This is a genomic window from Salinibacterium sp. AL4.1, from assembly GCF_059767305.1.
The window spans coordinates 1,354,737-1,375,389 of record NZ_JBSOQK010000001.1 but is presented as its reverse complement, the minus strand read 5'-3'; the positions used below and the strand labels follow the sequence as shown (position 1 = coordinate 1,375,389).

At 61.8% G+C, this 20,653-nt stretch carries 20 protein-coding genes; 15 read left to right on the top strand and 5 right to left on the bottom strand.

Going from position 1 to position 20,653, the window contains the following annotated elements:
• The first annotated feature begins 179 nt into the window (after nt 1–179).
• From ACWTV3_RS06770 to ACWTV3_RS06740, 7 genes are all read left to right on the top strand, one after another.
• Entirely contained in the window at nt 180–965 is a 786-nt protein-coding gene (locus tag ACWTV3_RS06770) for a carbohydrate ABC transporter permease (RefSeq protein ID WP_498477408.1), read from the top strand.
• A gap of 2 nt (nt 966–967) precedes the next feature.
• On the top strand, nt 968–1,786 hold the full coding sequence (locus ACWTV3_RS06765; protein ID WP_498477407.1) for a carbohydrate ABC transporter permease: 819 nt from the start codon (nt 968–970) through the stop codon (nt 1,784–1,786).
• 105 nt (nt 1,787–1,891) lie between these two features.
• Nucleotides 1,892–3,181 carry an ABC transporter substrate-binding protein gene (locus ACWTV3_RS06760; protein WP_498477406.1) on the top strand — a complete coding sequence of 430 codons (1,290 nt, stop codon included), beginning with the start codon at nt 1,892–1,894 and terminating at the stop codon, nt 3,179–3,181.
• A gap of 72 nt (nt 3,182–3,253) precedes the next feature.
• Nucleotides 3,254–4,420: a mandelate racemase/muconate lactonizing enzyme family protein gene (locus ACWTV3_RS06755; RefSeq protein WP_498477405.1), complete on the top strand. Its 1,167-nt coding sequence runs from the start codon at nt 3,254–3,256 to the stop codon at nt 4,418–4,420.
• Nucleotides 4,421–4,431: 11 nt separating this feature from the next.
• Nucleotides 4,432–5,493, top strand: coding sequence for a LacI family DNA-binding transcriptional regulator (locus ACWTV3_RS06750; RefSeq protein ID WP_498477404.1), 1,062 nt, complete (start codon nt 4,432–4,434; stop codon nt 5,491–5,493).
• A 13-nt stretch (nt 5,494–5,506) separates the two neighbouring features.
• The gene (locus ACWTV3_RS06745) at nt 5,507–6,490 is read left to right on the top strand and encodes a thiamine pyrophosphate-dependent dehydrogenase E1 component subunit alpha (RefSeq protein ID WP_498477403.1); all 984 of its coding nucleotides are present in this window, start codon (nt 5,507–5,509) and stop codon (nt 6,488–6,490) included.
• Entirely contained in the window at nt 6,487–7,470 is a 984-nt protein-coding gene (locus tag ACWTV3_RS06740) for an alpha-ketoacid dehydrogenase subunit beta (protein ID WP_498477402.1), read from the top strand. The genes ACWTV3_RS06745 and ACWTV3_RS06740 overlap by 4 nt, the downstream gene beginning before the upstream one ends.
• A 90-nt stretch (nt 7,471–7,560) precedes the next feature.
• On the opposite strand, the gene ACWTV3_RS06735 is transcribed toward ACWTV3_RS06740, so the two are convergent.
• Nucleotides 7,561–7,794 carry a DUF3073 domain-containing protein gene (locus ACWTV3_RS06735; protein WP_498477401.1) on the bottom strand — a complete coding sequence of 78 codons (234 nt, stop codon included), beginning with the start codon at nt 7,792–7,794 and terminating at the stop codon, nt 7,561–7,563.
• Nucleotides 7,795–7,949: 155 nt separating this feature from the next.
• Here ACWTV3_RS06735 and ACWTV3_RS06730 point away from each other — a divergent pair, with 155 nt between their 5' ends.
• A complete protein-coding gene (locus ACWTV3_RS06730) occupies nt 7,950–9,071 on the top strand; it encodes an NAD(P)-binding domain-containing protein (protein WP_498477399.1) in 1,122 nt (373 codons plus the stop codon).
• Between the two features lie 24 nt (nt 9,072–9,095).
• Here the strand turns inward: ACWTV3_RS06730 and ACWTV3_RS06725 are convergent, their stop codons facing one another.
• Nucleotides 9,096–9,989 carry a LysR family transcriptional regulator gene (locus ACWTV3_RS06725; RefSeq protein WP_498477398.1) on the bottom strand — a complete coding sequence of 298 codons (894 nt, stop codon included), beginning with the start codon at nt 9,987–9,989 and terminating at the stop codon, nt 9,096–9,098.
• A 127-nt stretch (nt 9,990–10,116) separates the two neighbouring features.
• On the opposite strand from ACWTV3_RS06725, the gene ACWTV3_RS06720 reads away from it, so the two are divergent.
• From ACWTV3_RS06720 to ACWTV3_RS06710, 3 genes are read left to right on the top strand one after another with little or no spacing between them, the layout of a single operon-like run.
• A complete protein-coding gene (locus ACWTV3_RS06720) occupies nt 10,117–11,028 on the top strand; it encodes a pseudouridine-5'-phosphate glycosidase (RefSeq protein WP_498477397.1) in 912 nt (303 codons plus the stop codon).
• 13 nt (nt 11,029–11,041) lie between these two features.
• Nucleotides 11,042–11,926, top strand: a complete 885-nt coding sequence (locus ACWTV3_RS06715; RefSeq protein WP_498477396.1) for a carbohydrate kinase family protein — start codon at nt 11,042–11,044, stop codon at nt 11,924–11,926.
• Nucleotides 11,923–12,540, top strand: a complete 618-nt coding sequence (locus ACWTV3_RS06710; RefSeq protein ID WP_498477395.1) for a phosphoribosylanthranilate isomerase — start codon at nt 11,923–11,925, stop codon at nt 12,538–12,540. The genes ACWTV3_RS06715 and ACWTV3_RS06710 overlap by 4 nt, the downstream gene beginning before the upstream one ends.
• Here ACWTV3_RS06710 and ACWTV3_RS06705 read toward each other — a convergent pair.
• Together ACWTV3_RS06705 and ACWTV3_RS06700 are read right to left on the bottom strand one after the other, a co-directional pair.
• Nucleotides 12,537–12,914 (bottom strand): fluoride efflux transporter FluC, encoded by a 378-nt coding sequence (locus tag ACWTV3_RS06705; protein WP_498477394.1) that lies wholly within the window; start codon nt 12,912–12,914, stop codon nt 12,537–12,539. The two genes, ACWTV3_RS06710 and ACWTV3_RS06705, sit on opposite strands and share 4 nt — an antisense overlap.
• A complete protein-coding gene (locus ACWTV3_RS06700) occupies nt 12,911–13,306 on the bottom strand; it encodes a fluoride efflux transporter FluC (RefSeq protein ID WP_498477393.1) in 396 nt (131 codons plus the stop codon). The genes ACWTV3_RS06705 and ACWTV3_RS06700 overlap by 4 nt, the downstream gene beginning before the upstream one ends.
• A 154-nt stretch (nt 13,307–13,460) precedes the next feature.
• Between ACWTV3_RS06700 and ACWTV3_RS06695 the strand changes: the two genes are divergently transcribed.
• Together ACWTV3_RS06695 and ACWTV3_RS06690 are read left to right on the top strand one after the other, a co-directional pair.
• Nucleotides 13,461–14,102, top strand: coding sequence for a hypothetical protein (locus ACWTV3_RS06695; RefSeq protein WP_498477392.1), 642 nt, complete (start codon nt 13,461–13,463; stop codon nt 14,100–14,102).
• Nucleotides 14,103–14,196: 94 nt separating this feature from the next.
• Nucleotides 14,197–14,982 (top strand): MerR family transcriptional regulator, encoded by a 786-nt coding sequence (locus tag ACWTV3_RS06690; RefSeq protein WP_498477391.1) that lies wholly within the window; start codon nt 14,197–14,199, stop codon nt 14,980–14,982.
• Here the strand turns inward: ACWTV3_RS06690 and yczE are convergent.
• Nucleotides 14,979–15,608: a membrane protein YczE gene (yczE, locus tag ACWTV3_RS06685; protein WP_498477390.1), complete on the bottom strand. Its 630-nt coding sequence runs from the start codon at nt 15,606–15,608 to the stop codon at nt 14,979–14,981. The genes ACWTV3_RS06690 and yczE overlap by 4 nt on opposite strands.
• Before the next feature lie 61 nt (nt 15,609–15,669).
• Here yczE and yczR point away from each other — a divergent pair, with 61 nt between their 5' ends.
• Both yczR and ACWTV3_RS06675 read left to right on the top strand, forming a co-directional pair.
• Nucleotides 15,670–17,091 carry a MocR-like transcription factor YczR gene (yczR, locus tag ACWTV3_RS06680; RefSeq protein ID WP_498477389.1) on the top strand — a complete coding sequence of 474 codons (1,422 nt, stop codon included), beginning with the start codon at nt 15,670–15,672 and terminating at the stop codon, nt 17,089–17,091.
• A 178-nt stretch (nt 17,092–17,269) separates the two neighbouring features.
• A complete protein-coding gene (locus tag ACWTV3_RS06675; protein ID WP_498477388.1) occupies nt 17,270–20,425 on the top strand; it encodes an efflux RND transporter permease subunit in 3,156 nt (1,051 codons plus the stop codon).
• The last annotated feature ends 228 nt before the right edge of the window (nt 20,426–20,653 follow it).

Genomic DNA, 20,653 nt, shown 5'->3' with positions numbered 1-20,653 from the left:
TTGACAGGACGAATGTAACCAACTTACGCTCTCAACGAAAGCCCCATCGAGACCTCCCGAGGAAATGAAGAATGGCAGCAACGAAGCGCCCACGTTCGAAAGTGGCCAGTCCTGGCCAAGCTTTCGTCTTGCCCCAGCTCCTGCTGATTCTGGCATTCATTTTTTGGCCACTCTGCGCCGTGTTTTATTATTCGACCACTCAGTACGACGGGCTCTCCGAGCCGATCAATGTTGGCCTCGACAACTTCATCTTTCTCGCTACGTGGCCAGATTTTTACCGCATTCTGTTCAATAACCTTCTCCTCATCGGTGGAGTATTCGTCTGGGTGTTGGTGCCCTTCGTGATGGCTATCGCGGTTTTTCCTATGAAAGCGGCCTCCACCATCCGTGCGATTCTCTACATTCCGGCCATGCTGCCGCCCATCATCGTCGGTGGTGTCTTTCGCATCGTGCTCGCTGATGAGGGTCCGGTCAACGCCGGACTCCGCGCGGCGGGGCTTGGGTTTCTGGCTCCGGGCTGGTTTACCGATCCCAACTTCGTGCTCATTACGGTCGTCGTAGTCATCGGCTGGGCGACCCTCGGCAGTGGCGTTCTCTTTTACTCAACCGGGCTCGCCGCTATCTCGCCGAGCTTCATCGAGGCAGCTCAACTCGACGGCGTGAATCGCTGGCAGATGATCTGGCATATTTACCGACCAGCGCTTCGCCCCATTACGAGGTTTTGGATCCTGCTGCTCACGATCTCGACCGTCACTGGTTTCTTCCCGTGGATCTATGGGCTCACTCAAGGTGGCCCCGGCGTCGCCTCGACCACGCTCGACTACGCCGTGTACGCCACCCTCAACCAGGGCTCGACGCTTGGGCGCGGTGCCGCTATCGCAGTAGTGAGCCTCGTCTTCATTGCTCTCATCGTGCTAATTCAGGCGGGAATGCGAAGAATTCGCAAAGCGGAGGAATGGAACTAGTCATGAAAAAGAAGAACTGGTTTGAGACCGTTATTGTGGCCCTTGCCCTCGTCATCGTGCTCGGCCCGATTCTGTGGGTGGTTCGAGTAGCGCTCAAACCCACAGAAGAATACGTGGGCGAGCCAGCTAACTTTGGCGGCACGTGGACGTTGGAGAACATCAGCACGGTGTGGGTCACGGGCGGTATGGCTCAAGCGATCCTCCACTCCAGCATCACCGTCGGAGTGGGGGCAACGCTCGCGGTCGCACTAGCGGCATGCACGGGCTTTGCGCTTGCTCGCTATCAATTCATGGGGCGTCGCCTCACCATCGCGCTGACGACCTCGGCCATGTTCTTGCCGGCGGCGGCCCTCGTCATTCCCATGTTTGAGTTGCTTCAAGTGTGGGGGATGCTCGACTCGCTTGTCTGGCTTGGTGTCGTCTATGGCGTCATGTTCTCGGCCTGGGCAACGGTATTCATGCGCTCGTTCTTCTCCCAATTGCCTTCAGAGGTGTTTGAAGCCGGGGACGTGGACGGAGCTGGCCCGATTCGACAGTTCGTCTCCATTGCTCTGCCCATGGCAAAGCCCGCGCTCGCCACCGCGTTCATCCTGACGTGCTTCTTGCAGTGGAGCGAGCTGTTGCTCGCGCTGTTGCTGCTCCCCTCGGGAGACACTCCCACTGTCGCCGTCGCTATCGCGCAGTTCTCGTCACAATTCCGCACCGGGGGACCGCTCACGGCGGCCGCCATGCTCGTCGGCACAGCTCCGGTGTTATTGCTCTTTGTTTTCGGACAGAGATGGCTGCAAGCAGGAGCCATATCGGGGGCGGTCAAGGACTGAATCTCAGACCACCCCCTACCCCCAGGGCTGATCGCAAGACCATCCCCGCACGACCCCAAGGTGGGCAAGGAAGCACATCACAATCACACTATGGAGGTAACACCAGTGTCACAGATATTCACGAAACGACGTGGACTCTCGATTGCTGCCGCAATCGGAGTTGGCGCACTGTTGGCAGGCTGCGCCGGTGGCGACAGCTCAGGTTCCGCCGATGCCCCGATTACCCTGTTGACCAGCGGCGACGCTGACACCACGCAGGGCCAGGGCAAAGCGATGAACGATGTCATTGCCCTCTTCACAGAAGAGACCGGAGTCGAAGCAGAACAAGATCGCGTTCCGTTCGATCAGTTCTTGGCATCCGCAACAACGAAGGCTCGGGCGGGAGCGCTCGGCGACGTTGTCGAGATGCTGCCGGGAGCCAATTTTGAATCTCTCTTCAGTTCAGTAGCTGACCTGACCAAAGACCAGTTTGCTGACGCTGATCTCCTCAGCGGTTGGTCCGCCACCGTGAAGGATGTCGCTGATGACTCCGTCTTCGCCGGCGTTCCCGTCGGCGCGCAAGGTGTGGTCTGGTACTACAACAAGGCGCTCTTTGAGCGAGTGGGTCTCGACCCCGAAACCCCGCCTGCTACCTGGGATGAGATGCTCGCAACGTGTGACGCCTTCAACGCAGAAGGTATCTCACCGATTGGTATGTCGGGAAGCGACTCGTTCATTCTCTGGTGGGCTTGGTCATCCTTGTCGCCTCAGTTCTTCTCCACCGATGACGTCAACGCCGTTCGCTCGGGAGACATTGCACTCAACGATGAGCGCTTCATGGACTCATTGCAGCCGTTGCTTGACTCCTATAACGCTGACTGCTGGAACTCAGACTTCGCCGGTAAGAAGTTCACGGATGTCGAAGCAGACTTCGCCGCGGGTGAGGTAGCTATGGTGCCGGGTCTCGTATCGAACGCAATCAACTGGAAGGTCTGGGACGACAAGCTCGGCACCGATGCATATGGAGTATTCAACGCTCCGAAGGTTTCGGGAACAACCCTTCAGGGCCAGTTCTTCAACCCCGTACTCATGTACGGCGTCAGCGCTGAGTCGGAGAACCCAGACGCTGCCATGAAGCTGATTGAGACGATGGCGTCGGCAGAGGGCCAGACCATCCTCCTCAAAGAAGCGAGCCAGTTCCCGAACCGCACCGACGTCGACGTAGTGGGCGTTACCGGAAGCACGGGTGCCGGCCAGATTCTCGAGATCGTTGACGCTGTCGGCGGAGTTGATGTAGCGCAGAACCAGTTCAACGGTGCTGCCCAGTCGGCTTCATGGACGAACCTCACGCAGACGATGATCTCGGGAAATATCACCGCATTCCTCGACGACCTCGAGAAGCAACAGCGCGGCTAACGCCGATCGCGACGAGTCCGAGCCACCACCCTCGCCACACGCTTGGTGAAAGAAAAATGGAGTTCAAAGAACATGCATGATCAACGAGTTCACGCTGAACGCGATCCGCTGGATCCACAAGCGCACGGTCTGACGATTACCCGCATTGAGACGATCCCTATGGTCGCACCGCTTGCGCGAGAGTTTCGTGGTAGCCACTACCACATGACTCATCGCGCGACGATTGTGACCAGGGTCCACACTGATGCCGGAATCATTGGGGAGGCATATACCGGAGATGAGCACGAGACGATGTTTGACATCGATCGGATCATTCACGAAGAGCTCGCTCCCACACTGATTGGCCAGGATGCGATGGCCATCGAGCGCCTGTGGGATTCTGGGTACAAAGTGACGTTCGACATTCTCCGTGACCGCAGGCTCGGTCTCGTCGCCCTCGCGGCAGTGAACACTGCTATTTGGGATGCAGTGGGCAAGGCCCTCAAAACACCGCTCTGGAAATTGTGGGGCGGCTACCGCAATGAGCTACCGATGATCGCTATCGGTGGCTACTACGGTGAACCTCTCGGCAGCATTGCTGACGAGATGCATCACTACCAAGAGCTTGGCCTGGCTGGGGTTAAGTTCAAAGTCGGTGGGCTCAGCGCCGCGGAAGATGCCGCGCGCATCACCGCGGCCCGCGAAGCCGCTGGCGACGACTTCATCATCTGCATTGACGCGAATCAGGGCTACAAGCCCGCCGTGGCTGTCGACCTGAGTCGGCGTATCGCCGATCTCAACATCCGCTGGTTCGAAGAGCCTGTCGAGTGGCACAACGATAAGCGGTCGATGCGCGACGTTCGCTATCAGGGCTCCGTTCCCGTCTGCGCAGGGCAAACCGAATTCAGTGCGAGCGGATGTCGTGACCTCATGGAGACTGGGGCGATCGACGTCTGTAATTTCGATTCCTCGTGGTCGGGCGGGCCGACCGCCTGGTTGCGAACCGCCGCCATCGCAACCTCCTACGACGTTCAAATGGGGCACCATGAGGAACCGCAGGTGTCGACGCACTTGCTTGCGAGCCAGCCGCACGGCACACTCGCTGAGTGTTTCCATCCCGATCGTGACCCGTTCTGGTGGAACATGATCACTAACAGACCAGAACTCAACAACGGCACCCTGACCCTGAGCGACCGCCCGGGGCTGGGGTGGGATCTGAACTGGGACTACATCGACCAGTATCGGGTTTCGAAAGATTAGGTGACAAGAACATGAGCGATCTCTCTGGAAGCCGGCGGGGCATGAACGAGCGTCGATCGGCGCCGCCCCTTCGCCGGGCAGGAATGCGGGAAGTGGCCGAGCGTGCTGGCGTCGCTATCTCGTCGGTTTCTCGAGTGATCTCCGATCATCCGGATGTCAGCGACAAGATGCGCGAGCGCGTTCTGGCCGCGATTGACGAGTTGGGGTTTCAGCCGGATGCGCTGGCTCAGAGCTTGCGCACCGGCGAAAGCTTCACCATCGGGTTTGTCGCGGCTGACATCGGGAACCCTTTGCTCGCTCAAATTGCGATGGGCGCGGAACGAGTGCTGCGTCAGCGCGGCTACTCCATGCTTGTGGCCAACTCCTTCAATGAGCCAGGCCTGGCGCTCGAGCAAGTGCGCTCAATGGAGCAGCGTCGCATCGACGGTCTTCTGATTTCGGTCAGCGACGAAACAGACGAGGCGTTGAACAAGGCGCTCGGCTCGGCGCATTATCCGATCACGCTCATCGACCGCGAGATCAACGCCACAGCGGCATCGGCCGTGCTGAGCGATCATGCAACAGGAATCCGCGCTGCCGTTGAACATCTCATCTCGCTCGGACATCAGTCCATTGCTCTCGTAAACGGCAGCTCGCAAGTGCGGCCATCTCGTGAGCGAGCGGAGACGTTAACTGAGGTTGCCAGCGAGCACCCGAACGTGACCTCTGTTATCCGCATGGGCGATTTCAGTGCCGAGCATGGCTATACGGCCACGATCGAACTCATGTCGGGAGCGGGCGCTCCAACCGCACTCATCGCAGGTAGCAATCAGATTCTCGTAGGCGTCATGCGTGCGCTGCGCGAGCTCGCGCTCACGATCCCCGACGATGTGAGTCTCGTCACGTGCGACGACGTGGCGCTGTCGGAGTTCCTCACTCCCGCGATCAGCACAATCTCTCGTGACCCCGCGCTTCTCGGCCGTACCGCTGCTGAGCTCGTGCTCACTCAACTTGCTGGAAAGGACGCCCCTGAGGCGCATCTCCCCACCGGCTTCAGAACCACCGACAGTTGCGGCGCCCCGCGACAAAAGTAGGAAGTGTAACTCAATGACCTATCACTCCGTGAGCCGTACGCTCGCTGATCCGCTCCCCGCGGATGCTCTCGACCTGCTGCGGTCGATGTATGAAATCCGTTTCTTTGAAGACGAAATCATGGGCCTCTTTAGCCAGAACCTTGTGCGGGGAAGTACGCACCTGTGCCAGGGCCAGGAAGCGGTGACCGTCGGAGTCTGTAGTGCCCTGAGCAAAGGCGACACCATGACGTGCACCTATCGCGGGCACGGCGCAGTGCTGGCGATGGGGGCGCCTCTTGACCGCGCCTTCGGAGAGATCCTGGGTCGTGCGGGCGGGTTGTGTGGAGGCAAAGGCGGCTCAATGCACCTTGCCGATGTGTCCGTCGGAGCGCTGGGCTCAAACGCGATCGTAGGCGGACACCTTCCCACCACGGTCGGCGCAGCGTTGGCCTCGAACTATCGGGGCACCTCCGAAGTGAGCGTTGCATTCTTCGGAGACGGGTCAACGAATATCGGAACGTTCCATGAATCGCTCAATATGGCATCCATCTGGAAGCTGCCGGCGATCTTCGTCATCGAGAACAACCAGTACGGCGAGTATTCGACACTGGCTTCGACGACCCCCATCGAAAGACTGAGCGACCGGGCGGCGTCGTACGGAATGCCCGGTGTTTTTGTTGACGGCAACGATGTGATCGGGATGCGCGCGGTCACCGAAGAAGCCGTAGCCCGAGCGCGCGCTGGTGAAGGGCCCACTTTGATCGAGGCTGACACCTACCGTCACAGCGGGCACTCACGCAGCGATCCCGCGAAGTACCGCCCTGAAGAAGAAGTGAAGTCGTGGTTTGCCCGCGACCCCATCGTGAAACTTCGCGAAGCCATCGAGGCTGTCGGTGGTGCGGATGCCGCCGCAGAGGTCGAGCGCAACGCCCACGCTGACGTCGTTGCTGCTCGCGATCTGGCGCTCACGTGGCCCGAACCTGAACTCACTGCCGGAATGGATCACATCTACTCATGACTGACACCCTCAACTATCGCCAAGTAATTGCGCGCGCCATTGCGGATGAGATGCGCGAAGACCCCGATGTCTTCATGATCGGTGAAGACATCGGAGCAGCCGGTGGAGCGTTCAAGACGGCAGCGGGACTCTTCGAGGAGTTCGGCCCGCGTCGCGTTCGCGATACACCGATCTCGGAGCAAGCCATTGTTGGCGCCGCCTTGGGCGCTGCCATCATGGGGCTGCGCCCGATCGCCGAGATCATGTTCGCTGACTTCGCCGGCGTCTGTTACGACCAAATCGTGAACCAGGTGGCGAAGCATCGCTACATGACCGGTGGCCAAGTGACAGTGCCGCTGACGATTCGCATGGCAAACGGTGCCGGAACCGGCTTCGCGGCTCAGCACTCTCAGGCCGGCGAAAACTGGTTCCTGAATGTGCCCGGTCTCAAGATTGTGGTTCCCGCGACAGTCGAAGACCTCTATGGGCTCATGCGAGGCGCGATTCGCGATAACGACCCCGTTCTGTTCTTTGAACACAAAGGACTCTTCTCGCTCAAGGGCGAAGTGCCCACGGGAGATGCCGCAGTGCTGCCTCTCGGCGTCGCGTCCATCGTGAGAGAAGGCAGCGACATCACGATCGTTGCCACTCAGCAGATGCGTCACCGCGCGGTTGAAGCCGCCGAGACGCTCGCTGCAGGTGGAGTGCAGGCCGAGGTGATCGACCCTCGCACACTAGTGCCGTTCGACGACGATGCCGTTGCCCGCTCCCTGGCCAAGACTTCGCGGCTTTTGGTCGTGCAGGAGTCGCCGCAAGACGGCAGCTGGGGCTCATCACTCGTCTCGCGAATGACCACTCACCATTTCACGCTGCTGGATGCTCCGCCGTCGTTGCTCTCAAGTCCAGACTCGCCTGTTCCTTACGCTGGGGTTCTCGAAGAAGCTTGGTTGCCGTCAATCGACGCAATCGTTGCGAAAGCCCGCGAGCTGGTGGCTTTCTAGGGCACAGTACTTAATGAGAAAGGCGAGCATCCGGCCCCGAGGGGCTAGATGCTCGCCTTTTTCATAAAACGTTGCGGTGAAGATGGCTTATTAGGCGCTACGAGTTTCTTCCTCGTCGTCTTCATCGTCTTCGGTGTCGTACTTATCGCTGTACGAATCACCAGCGGAGTACTCCGGCCATTTCTCACTGTCTTCGGAAACCGGGACAGTGTTCTCTGAACCGCCCAACTCTCGAGCGAGCGCACCGTAGTTAGTATCTGGGCTGAAGTACTTCAAATCCCGAGCAACCTTGGTGTGCTTTGCCTTTTGACGGCCGCGTCCCATGCGAGACCCCCTCATACGTCTGTCCCGGTGCGCTGACGGTGGCCAGCGAACGAGCGAACAGGGATGGATGAAAACTAACCTGAAGTTTAGCACGCGAGACAGAATGGTCTTGGCTGGCGGTGCACAGGTGGGGTTAGGGCGGGTAACGTTAGCGCGTGACATCCACTACCGAAACCGACACCTCCGTTGTCGTTATTGGTGCTGGCCAAGCAGGCCTCTCTGTTGCCTACTATCTGCGGCGACTCGGTCTCGACCCCGGCAATGACTTTGTGCTGCTTGATCGCGGCCCGGGAACAGGCGGTGCCTGGCAGCATCGGTGGGAAGCCTTGCGCATCGGTTCGGCGCACCGCATCAACGATCTGCCGGGTCTTGACGAGCTCGGGCTGAGTTTCGAAACCGCCGACCGTCATATGCCGGCCAAGAAAGTCGTGGCCGACTACTACCGTGCCTACGAAGATCACTACGACTTTCAAGTTGTTCGCAATGCGGATGTCGTGGCCGTTGATAACTTCGGCGAGCATTTGAATGTGACCTTCTCGCTCGATGGCGAAGAGATGAAAACCGTCAGCACAATGCTGGTGATCAATGCCACAGGCACCTGGGGCGCACCGTTCATTCCCTGGTACCCGGGTCTCAAATCGTTCGAGGGCCGCCACCTGCACACGAGTGAGTACCGCAGTGCCCGCGAATTCACCGACCAGAGCGTTGTCGTTGTGGGCGGCGGAACCTCCGCCATCGGCTTCCTTCTCGAACTCGAAAACCTTGCCTCGAACCTCACGTGGGTCAGTCGCCGGCCGATCGACTTTCTCGAAGACGGCCCCCTCAACCTTGAAGCGCGCAAAGAAGCGGTGCTCATCCAGGACGAAGCGGCGCGTGCCGGGCGCGTGCTGCCCAGCATTGTTAGCGGCACGGGCGTACCGCGTACCCGCCGCATCCAAGCCGGAATCGAACGGGGCGTTCTAACGCCACGCCCCATGTTCTCGAGCATCGAACCGAACGGGGTGCGCTGGCAAGACGGTGCCTTCCAGCAGGCGGATGCCATCATCTGGTCCACAGGATTCAGGCCAGAACTGCGCCACCTCGCTCCGTTGAAGCTGCGCGAAAAAGAGGGCGGCGTTGCTGTGGGGCAGGGTGTTGCGTGGCGAGACACTCGCATCTTCTTTGCCGGGTACGGCCCGCAGGCATCCACGATCGGTGCCAATCGGGCGGGACGGATGATCGCCCGTCAGGCCATCGCCACCCTCAGCAAGATTCAAGCCATGAAGAACGGGCGCTAGAGAGCGCTGTTGTGGCCGCCCACGCTAGCCAGCGGACGCCACCTCACGAATGAGCTCGCGCAGGGCAGTTAGCTGGGGGCGGTTGTCGCTCGCGCGCCACTGCATCTCGAGCGCAAGCGTCGCGGGTTGCGCGAGCGGAATCGCGATGAGGTCTTCGGGCAGATGGCCGACGAGCGCTGCCGATACGAGCGAGAAAGCGCGGGCTTCTGACAGTAAGTACAGCCGCGACCCCACGATACGGGGCGGGCTCACGAGCAGCAGCGGGGTAAGCCCGCGCGAGGTGCAGATCTCGAGCAGGTAATCGAAGTAGGCGGGGTTTTGTTCGCGAGGCCACAGCAACAGTGGCAGGTCACCGAGTTCGGGGAGTTCGAGGTGGGCGGCCTCCGCTAGCGGGTGCTTGCGGCTGAGCGCGACAAAGACTTGTTCGCGCACGATCACTTCGCTTTCGTAGCCCTCCCTGGCATCCAGGAAGCGGCCAAGGCCGATATCGGCGTGCTCGCTCACGAGGCGCGCAGTGACGCCGCCCGTGTCGACGAGCACGTCTTCGATGCGCACTGACGAAAGGCTTTGCTCGGCCCGACTGATCACAGCGGGGAGGAGGCGGTTGACCACGCTGGGGGAGGCCACGATGCGGGCGGTGCGGATGCGGCTCGGCTCGTAGAGCTGCACTTCCCGGACCACCTGATTGGCGTGGGTGAGCAATTGGCGACCCTCGGTCGCCATCGCTTCGCCCGCTTGCGTGAGCTTTGCCGAACGGCCGGAGCGGTCGAGCAGGGCGACCCCGAGCGCGCGTTCGAGGCGACTCACTTCTTGGCTCACGGTTGGTTGCGAGATCTCCAGCGCCTCGGCGGCTCGTCCGAAGTGACCGGCATCGGCCACGGCGACGAAAATCTCCACCTGACGAAGCGTAATTTTCATAGGCTAAGGCTATCTAAACCGCAGCCACTCTTTCTGGTTTCTTTGTAATTGACTGGCTACGGTTGAAGTAACGGCACGCCTCCGGCGAAGCCTCAGCGACGAGCACCAGCGAAGAAAGAGATTGACCATGTCTACACCCGTCATTCACGTCTCCCCAGAAGTCCAAGATGCAGTTCGCGAGAACCGCCCCGTGGTCGCCCTCGAATCGACCATCTTCACTCACGGTCTTCCTCGCCCGCGCAACCTCGATGTTGCCCTCGAAGCGGAAGCTGGGCTGCGCGCGCAGGGCGTCACGCCCGCCACGATCGGTGTGTTCAACGGTGTGCCGACAGTCGGCCTCAGCACCGAGCAGATCACTGAGCTTTCCAACACCGACAACATCGCCAAGGCCAGCCTGCGCGACCTTCCCGTCGTGCGTGCCCTTGGCATCCACGGTGGCACCACGGTTGCCGCCACTGCATTCCTCGCGCACCACGCTGGCGTGAAGGTCTTCTCGACCGGTGGCCTCGGCGGCGTTCACCACGGAGCCTCCGAAACCTTCGACGAGTCGGCCGACATGACCACGCTCGCTCAGATCCCGATTCTCGTGATCAGCGCCGGAGTGAAGTCGATTCTCGACATCCCCGCCACCCTCGAGCGCTTCGAGACCCTCAACATCCCGGTCATCGGTTACGGCACCACCAAGTACCCGGGCTTCTACGTCACCGACTCCGGCTTCAGCATCGGCTACTCAGTAGATACCCCCGAAGAAGCAGCCGCGGTCGTGAACGCGCGCGACGAGCTCGGTCTGCCGCAGTCCGTATTGCTGGCTAACCCCGTTGCCGCCGACAAGCAGCTTCCTCCGGAGCAGCTCGACGACATCCTCACTCGCGCCTGGGCCGAAGCCGACAAGCAGGGCATCAGCGGAAACGCCTCGACCCCGTTCTTGCTCGACTTCATCCAGAAGGACACCAAGGGGCTGAGCCTCGACGTCAACGTTGAGGTTTACCGCGGCAACGTTGCGCTCGGTGGACTCGTCGCCACGGCGCTCACCCGCTAGCGGCCAGCCGCTTATGCTCGGAATCATTGGCGACCTCGTTGAAGACGTCGTCGTCTGGCTGGCTGAACCGCTCAGGCATGGCACCGATACCGCTGCGGAAATCTTTCACACCCGCGGCGGTAGCGGTGCGAACGTCGCGAGCTTTGCCGGCCGACTCGGCCCCACGCGTTTCATCGGCTGTGTGGGCAACGACCACCTCGGCACCCTGCTCGTTCAGGGTCTCGAGGTGGAAGGTGTTGACGTGCGCGTGCAGCGCAAACACGTCACCGGCACCGTCATCATCCTGATCGACCAAGACGGCGAACGCAGCATGGTGCCCAACCGGGCGGCTGCAACGATGCTCGACGAGGTTCCGGATGAGTGGCTTGACGGTCTCGAGCTGCTACACGTTTCGGCCTACTCGTTCAACGGAGCGCCGGTCGGGGAAACCGTGATCGACGTCATCCGTCGCGCTAAGAAGCGAGGCATTCTGGTGTCGATCGACGTCTCGTCCACGGGCATGCTCGCGCAGTACGGCGTCGAACGCTTCCTTGATCTCATGGCTGACCTCAGCCCCGACTTCTTGATCGGCAACGCCAGTGAGATGGACTGTCTCGGAGTCGTCGTCGACGGGCAGCCGGGTGCTGTCGCTGCGAGACTCGCCCAGACCATCATCGTGACGAAGGCGGGAGCGGATCCCACCCTCGTTCACGAACCCGGTCAGGCGCCGCTAACGGTGGCGGTGCCCCCGGTTCCCGAAGTGCGCGACCTCACCGGCGCGGGCGATGCTTTCGCTGCGGGATTCCTGACGTCGTACTTGGCCAGCCGCGATCTGCAGAAGGCGTGCGTGGGCGGTCACGCCTCCGCGGCCCTCGTGCTGGCATCGCCGGGCGCGTCATCCGGAGCAGCGTCGAAGTGACTCGCCTCTTTGTGAAAATTTGTGGCATCAGTACGCCGGATGCCGCCCTGGCGGTAGCGGAGGCGGGCGCCGATGCAATCGGGTTTGTCTTCGCTCCCGGCAGCCCGCGTCTCGTCACTGACGATCAGGCACTCTCGCTCACGCAGGGGCTGCCTTCGGAGATTGAGACCGTCGGAGTTTTTCGCAACCAGCCGATTGACGAGGTGCTCGCGATCGCTCGCCGTGCCGGCGTCGCGACCGTGCAGTTGCACGGCGATGAAAGCGACGCCGACTTCGACCGGTTGCGCACCGAAGGTTTCGGCACCATTCGGGCTATCTCGGTGGAGGACTATCGCCGCCGCAGTCTCGCCGGGCAGTTGCGAGCGGATGATCGGCTCCTGATCGATGCCGTCGAGCCCGGTGCTGGCGCTACCTTCGATCCCGCGCTTCTGGGGGGCACTGCGCTGCCGGAGTCATGGATTCTTGCTGGTGGGCTCACACCCGACAACGTCGCCGAACTCGTGCGCACGCTGCAGCCCGGCGGGGTGGATGTCTCGAGCGGCGTCGAAGCGAGTCGCGGCGTGAAAGACGTGACGCGCATCCGCGACTTTATTGCCGCTGCTCGCGCGGTCTAAGACGCGAGTGCGATCAACCCGAAGTAGGTGGCGGCTGCGACGCCAATGCCGACGACGAGGTTGGCGAGCACGCTGATGACGGCGACTCGCATCCGCTTCATAGTGACGTTCTGCATCGTCTCCACGCTCAAGGTGCTGAATGTGGTGAGACCGCCGCACAGCCCGGTAAGCAGAATGATTTCGAGGTTCGCGTCGATGGTGCCCACGTGGGCTAGCCCGGCGAGCGTGCCACCGAGCGCCGATCCGACAACGTTCACCACGAGCACTGCCCAGGGGAAGCCGGTGTACGACGAGAACGCGCGTGCCGTCAGGTAACGCAGTACTGCCCCGGCGGCTCCGGCCCCGAGGATCGCAAAGACAACGCCGGCGGTCATTCGTTCACCAGATCGGGTTGGCTCCGACGGGCAAGCCCGGCGCGCAGTCCGAGCGCGGCGGCAGCGAGCCCGAGAACCACCGTGGCGGCGACGTAGATAAGGGCGGGGAGCCACTGATCAACGCCAATGAGATGCACGGCGGCAACCGCGAGAGCGGAGAACGTAGTGAACGATCCGAGGAGTCCGGCCCCCAAACCGGCGCGTGCCCACGCGGGGGATGGCGCCCACAGTTCGGCGACGACAAGAGCGAGAACGAAGCTGCCCACAATGTTGGCGATCAGGGTGGAGATGGGAAAGAGCCCGTCATCCGTAGTGAAGGCAAGATCGAGAGCAAAACGCATTCCGGTGCCGAGTGCGCCGCCGACCGCGACAGCAGCTATTTCACGAATCATGTGCTGCCTTTCGTGTGCCAATGCTCAAGCGGGTGCTGTCTACACGATCACCCTAGGGTAAGCGGCAGCCGTGCTGTGTCATCCACCCCGCACGAGGCTTTCTCGGCGTTGCCGGCCGGTTCGGCGGCACCCCGCGCAGTCCTAGACTGAAGCCATGACCCGAACTGCTGCGCGCCGCCGTCGTTGGCCGTGGATTGTGCTCATTGTTGTTGTGGTGTTGCTCGTGCCGATCGCCATTATCGTCGTGCCGATCCTCACCCATGAGAGTTCGGGGCAGTCGAGCCAGCAGCTCGTCGACGGAGAATGGCCGCTCTCGGTCACTGCCGAAGGAGATGATGGTCGCACTCGCACGTTGACTCTCGCCGGAGAAAATGGTGAACCGATCGACACCGAGGCACTCGTTCGTGGCGAACGGGTAGTCGTGACGGGAACTGGCTACGACGGAACTCAAGGTGTGTACGTTGCCGTGTGCGTCATCCCGGAGACGTCGGCTGACAAGCCGGGGCCGTGCATCGGTGGCGTGCCGAGCCAGCAGCAAGAGAACGTGGCCGAGGGCACTGTGCAGTGGGCTCCAAGCAACTGGATCAACGCCGACTGGGCTTGGCGACTCTTTGGCGCTCGCAGCTATGATGACACCGCCACGGGCACCTTTACCGCGTATCTCGAGCTGGGCGACCCGCTCGGCGAAGACGCCGATTGCATCACCAACGAGTGCGGCATCTTCACGCGCAACGACCACACGGCGCTCAATGACCGGGTTCAGGATGTCTACGTTCCGGTGCAGTTCACCGAATAGAGCATCGCCGGATCGCCCGCGCCCCGCAGTCGCACTAGTGCTGAGACAAGCACTCGCTTGACATTGACGTAACGTCAACCTCTACCGTCGAGGTATGGCACACGACAGCACCGCACCCACCGAGCGCTCCATCAACGACGTCGCCCGCATCACGGGCACCACGTCGCGCACGCTGCGGCACTACGACGAGATCGGGCTCCTCAGCCCGAGCCGCGTCGGGGCCAATGGCTACCGCTATTACAACGCGGATGCTCTCGCCCGCCTTCAGCGCATTCTGCTGTTGCGCGAACTCGGGCTCGGCCTTGAGGCCATTGCTGAGATTCTCGCCGGACACCGCGATGATCTGAAAGCGCTGAGTGACCACGTGCGCCTGCTGAAAAGCGAGAAGCTGCGCATCGATCGCCTCATTGCGTCGGTGACCAGCACCATCCACAAGATTGAAGAAGGAGAGCCCCTCATGGCTGAAGAAATGTTTGACGGATTCGACCACACCGCCCATAAGGACGAAGTGAAGCAGCGCTGGGGGTCCGACTCCTCCGCGGCGAGCGACAGCTGGTGGAAGGCGATGAGCGCCGCCGACCGAACAACGTTCGTCGCGGCACAGAAACAGCTCGCGGCCGACTGGGCCACCGCTGCCGAGCGCGGTGACGACCCCGAAAGCGACGACGCTCAGGCGCTCGCGCAGCGACAGTTCGACGGCCTCGTCGGAATCCCCGGTACCCCGAGCGAAGGCAAGGCGGGGCCGCCGCGCGAGTACTACCTCGGCCTGGCCGACCTGTACGTCGCCGACCCGCGCTTCGCTCGCAACTACGGCGGGCAGGCCGGCGCCGAGTTCGTGCGCGCGGCCATGGTCGCGTTCTCGGCCACGCACTGGGGCTAATTCACCGGCGTCGGCACATTCTCGGTCGAGACGGCGGCGGGCACCATCAAGCGCGGAATCGTGAAGTGCACGATGGGCCCGATGAGCAGCGCGAACGCAAGCGTGCCCCAGCCGAGGTTTCCGCCCAGAATCGCACCGATCGTCAGCACCACGAGTTCGATGCTGCTGCGCACGATCCAGATCTTGCCGCCGTAGCGGTGGTGGATGCCCGTCATCAGGCCATCGCGCGGTCCGGGCCCGAAGCGCGCCCCGAGGTAGAGCCCTGTAGCGATGCCGAGCAAGAGCAGCCCTGCGACGAAAACAAGGATGCGCAGACCGAGCCCCTCGATTTCGGGCAGCATCCAGAGCCCTACTTGAGCACTGGGCCCCACAAGGGCCACGTTGAACACGGTGCCAATTCCCGGTTTCTGGCGGATCGGGATCCACAGCAACAGCACGATGAGGCCAATGATGTTGGTGACAAAGCCAAAGGGGATGCCGGTACTGAGCGAAACGCCCTGCCCGAGCACGTCCCAGGGGGCCACACCAATTTCCGCGCGAATCATAAGCGCAATGGCGAAGCCGTAGAAGAACAGGCCGATGCCGAGCTGCGCGATGCGCCGGGTCATGGTGAGGCGGGGAGTCATAAAAGCATCCAATTACGAAATTGGACTCCTAACAAGAGGCCAATCGGGCTATGGTGGCCTCATGAATAGCCTTTCGGCCCGCGCATTGGTCGTCATGATGGGCGAATGGCGTGCCGCAGGGTCCAATGCGGCGTATCTCGCCGTCTCCGACCGCATCCGCCTTCTCATCATGGATGGCCGCATCCTGACGTCAACCCGGCTGCCGGCTGAACGCGAGCTGGCGCTGGCCCTCGGCATCAGTCGCACCACGGTGTCGGCGGCCTATGCGGCGCTGCGCGAGGGCGGTTATGTGGAGAGCACGCGAGGCTCGGGCAGTGTTGCCCAGCTGCCGCATCGGGCGAGCCTGATTCCTGATCCTGCTGCCCCGCAAATGCTCGACTTCAGCAAGTCAACAATCGCGGCCGCTCCCGAAGTCATCGAGGCCTCTCGCCGAGCAGCCGAACAGCTGCCGGCCTATCTGGGGGAGTCGGGCTTCGACCCGGTGGGTATCCCCGCGCTGCGCGAGGCCATTGCCCAGCGCTACGCCGACCGCGGTCTGCCCACGAGCCCCGACCAGATCATGGTGACGCTCGGCGCCCAGCACGCCATCGCGCTCATCTCGCGCACGCTCATGTCGCGTGGTGACCGTGCCCTCATGGAGAACCCCAGCTACCCGCACGCGCTCGATGCGCTTCGGGCGGCCGGCGCTCGCCTTGTGCCGGTCGGGGTCTCGACCGAGACCGGCTGGGATGCCATCGCCGTCGAGCAGGCCATCCAGCGCACGAGCCCGTCGCTTGCCTATCTCATGCCCGACTTTCACAACCCGACCGGTCAGTCGATGCCCGACGAGTTGCGCGAGAAGGTGCTGTCGCTCGCAGCGCGACACGGTACCGCCGTGATTGCCGACGAGACGATGGCCGAACTCGATCTCGATGGTGCGGGCAGCAGATTGCCTTTCGCCGCGCACGGCAACGCCATCTCAGTCGGCTCGGTCGGCAAAACAGTCTGGGGCGGTTTGCGCACCGGCTGGATTCGCGCCGACCACGCCACTATTCGCCAACTCGTGCGCGCTCGCTCCGCTGGTGACCTCGGCACCCCGCTGCTCGAACAGCTCGTCGTCACCAACATTCTTGAGAGCTATCCGGCGATTCTGGATGCTCGGCGCACGTCTCTGCGGGCCGGCCGCGAGCACCTCTCCTCCCTCCTCGCCGAGCAACTGCCGTCCTGGCAGGTGCCGCACACCCCGGGAGGAATGACGGCATGGATCGGTCTCGGCCAACCCGTGAGTTCGCAACTCGTGCTCGCCGCCCGCAACGAAGGCCTCGTCATTGCGGCCGGACCGCGCTTCGGCATGGATGGCGCGTTCGAGCGCTTTTTGCGCATTCCGTTCAGCGTGGGCTCTGCCGAATTGGAACAGGGCGTCTCGGCGCTCGCCGCAGCCTGGTCGACCGTGATGCGGCATCCGTTCTCGCCGGCCAGCAGTGAGTTCGCGAACGTCGTCTAACGCGAAGCGCGCCAGAGGGCGGGCATTCGCCTGTCTGCGAGGCCGCCAATCCCCGGCAGGTTTAACGCAGATGTAATCTCGCGAGAGTACGCGGAATACTGAGGGTGCTGAGAGAATTGATCTAACCAAGAAGTGGTTTTGAGACCGCGCCCGCGTTTAACAGCAACGAAAGTTCCCCGTGCATCTGCTCTCCGTTTTCTCTTTGCGTAACCGCGCTCTGATCGCGCTCGTCACCATCGTCATCGGAATTTTCGGTGGCGTCGCGCTCACGTCGCTCAAGCAAGAACTCATTCCGTCACTGTCGTTGCCGCAGATTTTCATCGTTTCGACCTACCCGGGCGCATCGCCCGAGGTCGTCGATAAGGACCTCGCGGGGCCGCTCGAAGCAGCCATCCAGGGCGTAGAAGGGCTTGAGTCTACGACCGCAACGTCGAACTCGAACTTCGCCAACATCTCGGCATCATTTGAGTACGGCACCAACATCGCTACCGCCGAACAGAAGATTCAGCTCGCTATCAACCGCATCTCGGGCCAGCTCCCTGACTCGGCCGATACCCAAGTTTTCACCTTCAACTTCACCGACCTCCCGGTTGTGCAGATCGCCGTCTCGAGCGACCTCGACCCTCTCGAGCTTTCGAACAAGCTCGAAGCCTCCACCCTTGTTGAGCTCAATAAGTTGGAGGGCGTCAGCGATGCGAGTCTGCTCGGAACCGCCACGCAGCGACTGGTCATCACTCCCGACCAAGACGAACTCTTCATCAATGGTCTGAGCAACCAAGACATTCTGTCTGCGCTCGATGACAATGGCGTGCTGCTGCCCGCCGGTGAAATCACCGAAGACGGCCAGACGCTCACGGTGCAGGCTGGCCAGCGCATCACTACGGCCGATGGAATCGCAGAACTGCCGCTGCTGGGCGGCTCGAACACCGATGTCGTCACCATCTCTGACGTGGCCACCGTGGATGTCATCGACGATCCCGCGACGGGCATCTCGCGCGTCAACGGCGAGCCCGCACTGACGATCGCGATCACCAAGAGCCCTGCGGGCAACACGGTTTCCGTCTCCGAAGCCGTTCTCGAAGCAATCCCCGAGCTCGAAAGCGCGCTCGGTAGCAACACCCAGTTCACCGTTGTCTTCGACCAGGCTCCCTTCATCCAGGAGTCCATCGATAGCCTCACGACCGAAGGTCTGCTCGGCCTCGTCTTCGCCGTGATTGTGATTCTGGTGTTCCTGCTGTCGATTCGTTCGACGCTGGTGACAGCGATCTCCATTCCGGCATCCGTTCTCATCACCTTCATCGGTATGCAGGTCTCGGGTTACACGCTCAACATCATCACTCTCGGAGCGCTCACGATCTCGATTGGTCGAGTGGTGGATGACTCGATTGTCGTTATCGAGAACATCAAGCGTCATGTCTCCATGGGAGAGCCGAAGCTTCAGGCCATTCAGAACGCGGTGAAGGAAGTTGCGGGAGCCATCACCGCATCCACAGTGACGACTATCGCGGTGTTCTTGCCGCTCGCTCTCGTCGGCGACATCACGGGAGAACTGTTCCGTCCGTTTGCGCTGACGACCGCGATCGCGCTTGCGGCGTCGCTCTTCGTATCCCTCACAATCGTGCCGGTATTGGCGTACTGGTTCCTCGGTAACAAGGCCGCACCTCGTCACACGGAGGCTGCCGTCGAGCACGCCCACGCTGCTGGCCTGCCGCAGGAAGAGAAGACCAACGCCCTGCAGCGCGGCTACCTGCCCGTGATTAAGTGGACGCTTAAGCGCCCCCTGGCTACGCTGCTCGCCGCTGTTCTGCTGCTGGGCGGCACCGTCGCTCTCATCCCGTTCATGAAGACGAACTTCATTGGCGACAGTGGCCAGAACACGTTGACGGTCAACCAGACCCTTCCTCTGGGGGCGAGCCTCGAAGCGCGAGACGAAGCCGCCATGAAGGTGGAAGAGGTTCTCCTCGATCTCGACGGCATCGACACAGTGCAGCTCTCGATCGGTTCCAGTGGTGGCTCACTCGCTGCCGCATTCTCTGGTGGCGGTTCGAACGCGTTCTCGCTCACGACCGACCCCGATCTCGACCAAACTCAGCTGCAAGAAGATGTGCGCGAGGCTGTCGCTGATATCGAGGATGCCGGCGAGATTACCCTTGCCGCCGCATCGAGTGGCTTCGCTTCGAGCGACATCGAGATCAACATCACGGCCACGAGCGACTCCGAACTGCGCGAAGCGTCGGATGCTCTGCTTGAGCAAGTGCGCGACCTCGACGTCGTCGCCGAGGCCACCAGCAACCTCTCGGAACAGCAGCCCTTCATCTCGATCGTGGTTGACCGCGACAAGGCCGCCAAGCTCGGACTCAGTGAAATCGCGGTGGGCGGAATCGTCACGGGCGCGATGAACCCGAACGCGGTCGGTAGCGCCGTGATCGACGAATCGACGCTCTCGATCTACATTCTCAACGACCTCGCCCCCACCACGATCGAAGAGTTGCAAGACTTCGAGATCCCCAGTGCGACCGGGCTCGTTCCGCTGACGGACGTGGCAACTGTCTCGGTCGAAGACGGCCCCGCGAGCATCACCTCGGTGAAGGGTGTGCGTAGCGCCACTCTGAGCGTGACTCCAGGTAGCGACGACGTAGGTACGGCATCCGCTCTGGTCGCTGCTGCTGTGGATGAAGCAGAGTTGCCTGCTGGAGCCTCAGCCGAACTCGGTGGTGTTGCCACCGAACAGACCGATGCATTCCAGCAACTCGGCCTTGCCCTGCTCGTCGCAATTTTGATCGTCTACGTCGTCATGGTCGCGACCTTCAAGAGCCTGCGCCAGCCGCTGCTCTTGCTCGTCTCGGTGCCGTTTGCAGCCACGGGAGCGATTGCGCTCCAGGTGATCTCCGGCATCCCGCTCGGGGTTGCTTCGCTCATCGGTGTACTCATGCTCATCGGTATCGTCGTGACAAACGCGATCGTGCTTGTTGACCTCATCAACCAGTACCGGGTCAAGGGCATGCGTGCGCACGACGCCATCATCGAGGGCGCGTCACGTCGACTCCGCCCGATTCTGATGACGGCCGCTGCGACGATCTTCGCGCTTCTCCCGCTCGGCATCGGTGTCACCGGTCAGGGTGGCTTCATTTCGCAGCCGCTCGCCATCATCGTGATCGGCGGACTGCTCTCCTCGACCGTTCTGACGCTCGTGGTTCTTCCGGTTCTCTACTACGTCGTTGAAGGCGCCAAGGAGCGACGCGAAGACAAGAAGGCTGCGGGCACGGATCGCAAGAGCCGGCGCGCCGCCAAAAAGGCCGGTCGCCAGACTCCGGAAGTTTCTCCGGCCGAATAACGCGATACTGCCCTCGCTCACGACGGCGAACCTCATTGTTCGACTCCATTTCCCTCAGATGCCTTAAGCTGGTCTGGGGGAAATGGAGATTATTTCATGAACAATGCTGGGGGAAACAGCGCACTGGGGCAACGAATTCCAGTGCCAACGGTGCGCGCGGAGACGTTCGGCTGGGCGCAGAAATTGTGGGCATCGAGTCCCGCAGTCTGGCCGAAGGCGCCCCCGAAG

Bases quoted from the DNA above. Each gene is read 5' to 3' on its own strand.
- ACWTV3_RS06765 (WP_498477407.1), top strand. From the start codon at position 968: ATGAAAAAGAAGAACTGGTTTGAGACCGTTATTGTGGCCCTTGCCCTC.
- ACWTV3_RS06755 (WP_498477405.1), top strand. From the start codon at position 3,254: ATGCATGATCAACGAGTTCACGCTGAACGCGATCCGCTGGATCCACAA.
- ACWTV3_RS06750 (WP_498477404.1), top strand. From the start codon at position 4,432: ATGAGCGATCTCTCTGGAAGCCGGCGGGGCATGAACGAGCGTCGATCG.
- ACWTV3_RS06745 (WP_498477403.1), top strand. From the start codon at position 5,507: ATGACCTATCACTCCGTGAGCCGTACGCTCGCTGATCCGCTCCCCGCG.
- ACWTV3_RS06740 (WP_498477402.1), top strand. From the start codon at position 6,487: ATGACTGACACCCTCAACTATCGCCAAGTAATTGCGCGCGCCATTGCG.
- ACWTV3_RS06735 (WP_498477401.1), bottom strand. From the start codon at position 7,794: ATGGGACGCGGCCGTCAAAAGGCAAAGCACACCAAGGTTGCTCGGGAT.
- ACWTV3_RS06725 (WP_498477398.1), bottom strand. From the start codon at position 9,989: ATGAAAATTACGCTTCGTCAGGTGGAGATTTTCGTCGCCGTGGCCGAT.
- ACWTV3_RS06720 (WP_498477397.1), top strand. From the start codon at position 10,117: ATGTCTACACCCGTCATTCACGTCTCCCCAGAAGTCCAAGATGCAGTT.
- ACWTV3_RS06715 (WP_498477396.1), top strand. From the start codon at position 11,042: ATGCTCGGAATCATTGGCGACCTCGTTGAAGACGTCGTCGTCTGGCTG.
- ACWTV3_RS06705 (WP_498477394.1), bottom strand. From the start codon at position 12,914: ATGACCGCCGGCGTTGTCTTTGCGATCCTCGGGGCCGGAGCCGCCGGG.
- ACWTV3_RS06700 (WP_498477393.1), bottom strand. From the start codon at position 13,306: ATGATTCGTGAAATAGCTGCTGTCGCGGTCGGCGGCGCACTCGGCACC.
- ACWTV3_RS06695 (WP_498477392.1), top strand. From the start codon at position 13,461: ATGACCCGAACTGCTGCGCGCCGCCGTCGTTGGCCGTGGATTGTGCTC.
- ACWTV3_RS06690 (WP_498477391.1), top strand. From the start codon at position 14,197: ATGGCACACGACAGCACCGCACCCACCGAGCGCTCCATCAACGACGTC.
- yczE (WP_498477390.1), bottom strand. From the start codon at position 15,608: ATGACTCCCCGCCTCACCATGACCCGGCGCATCGCGCAGCTCGGCATC.
- yczR (WP_498477389.1), top strand. From the start codon at position 15,670: ATGAATAGCCTTTCGGCCCGCGCATTGGTCGTCATGATGGGCGAATGG.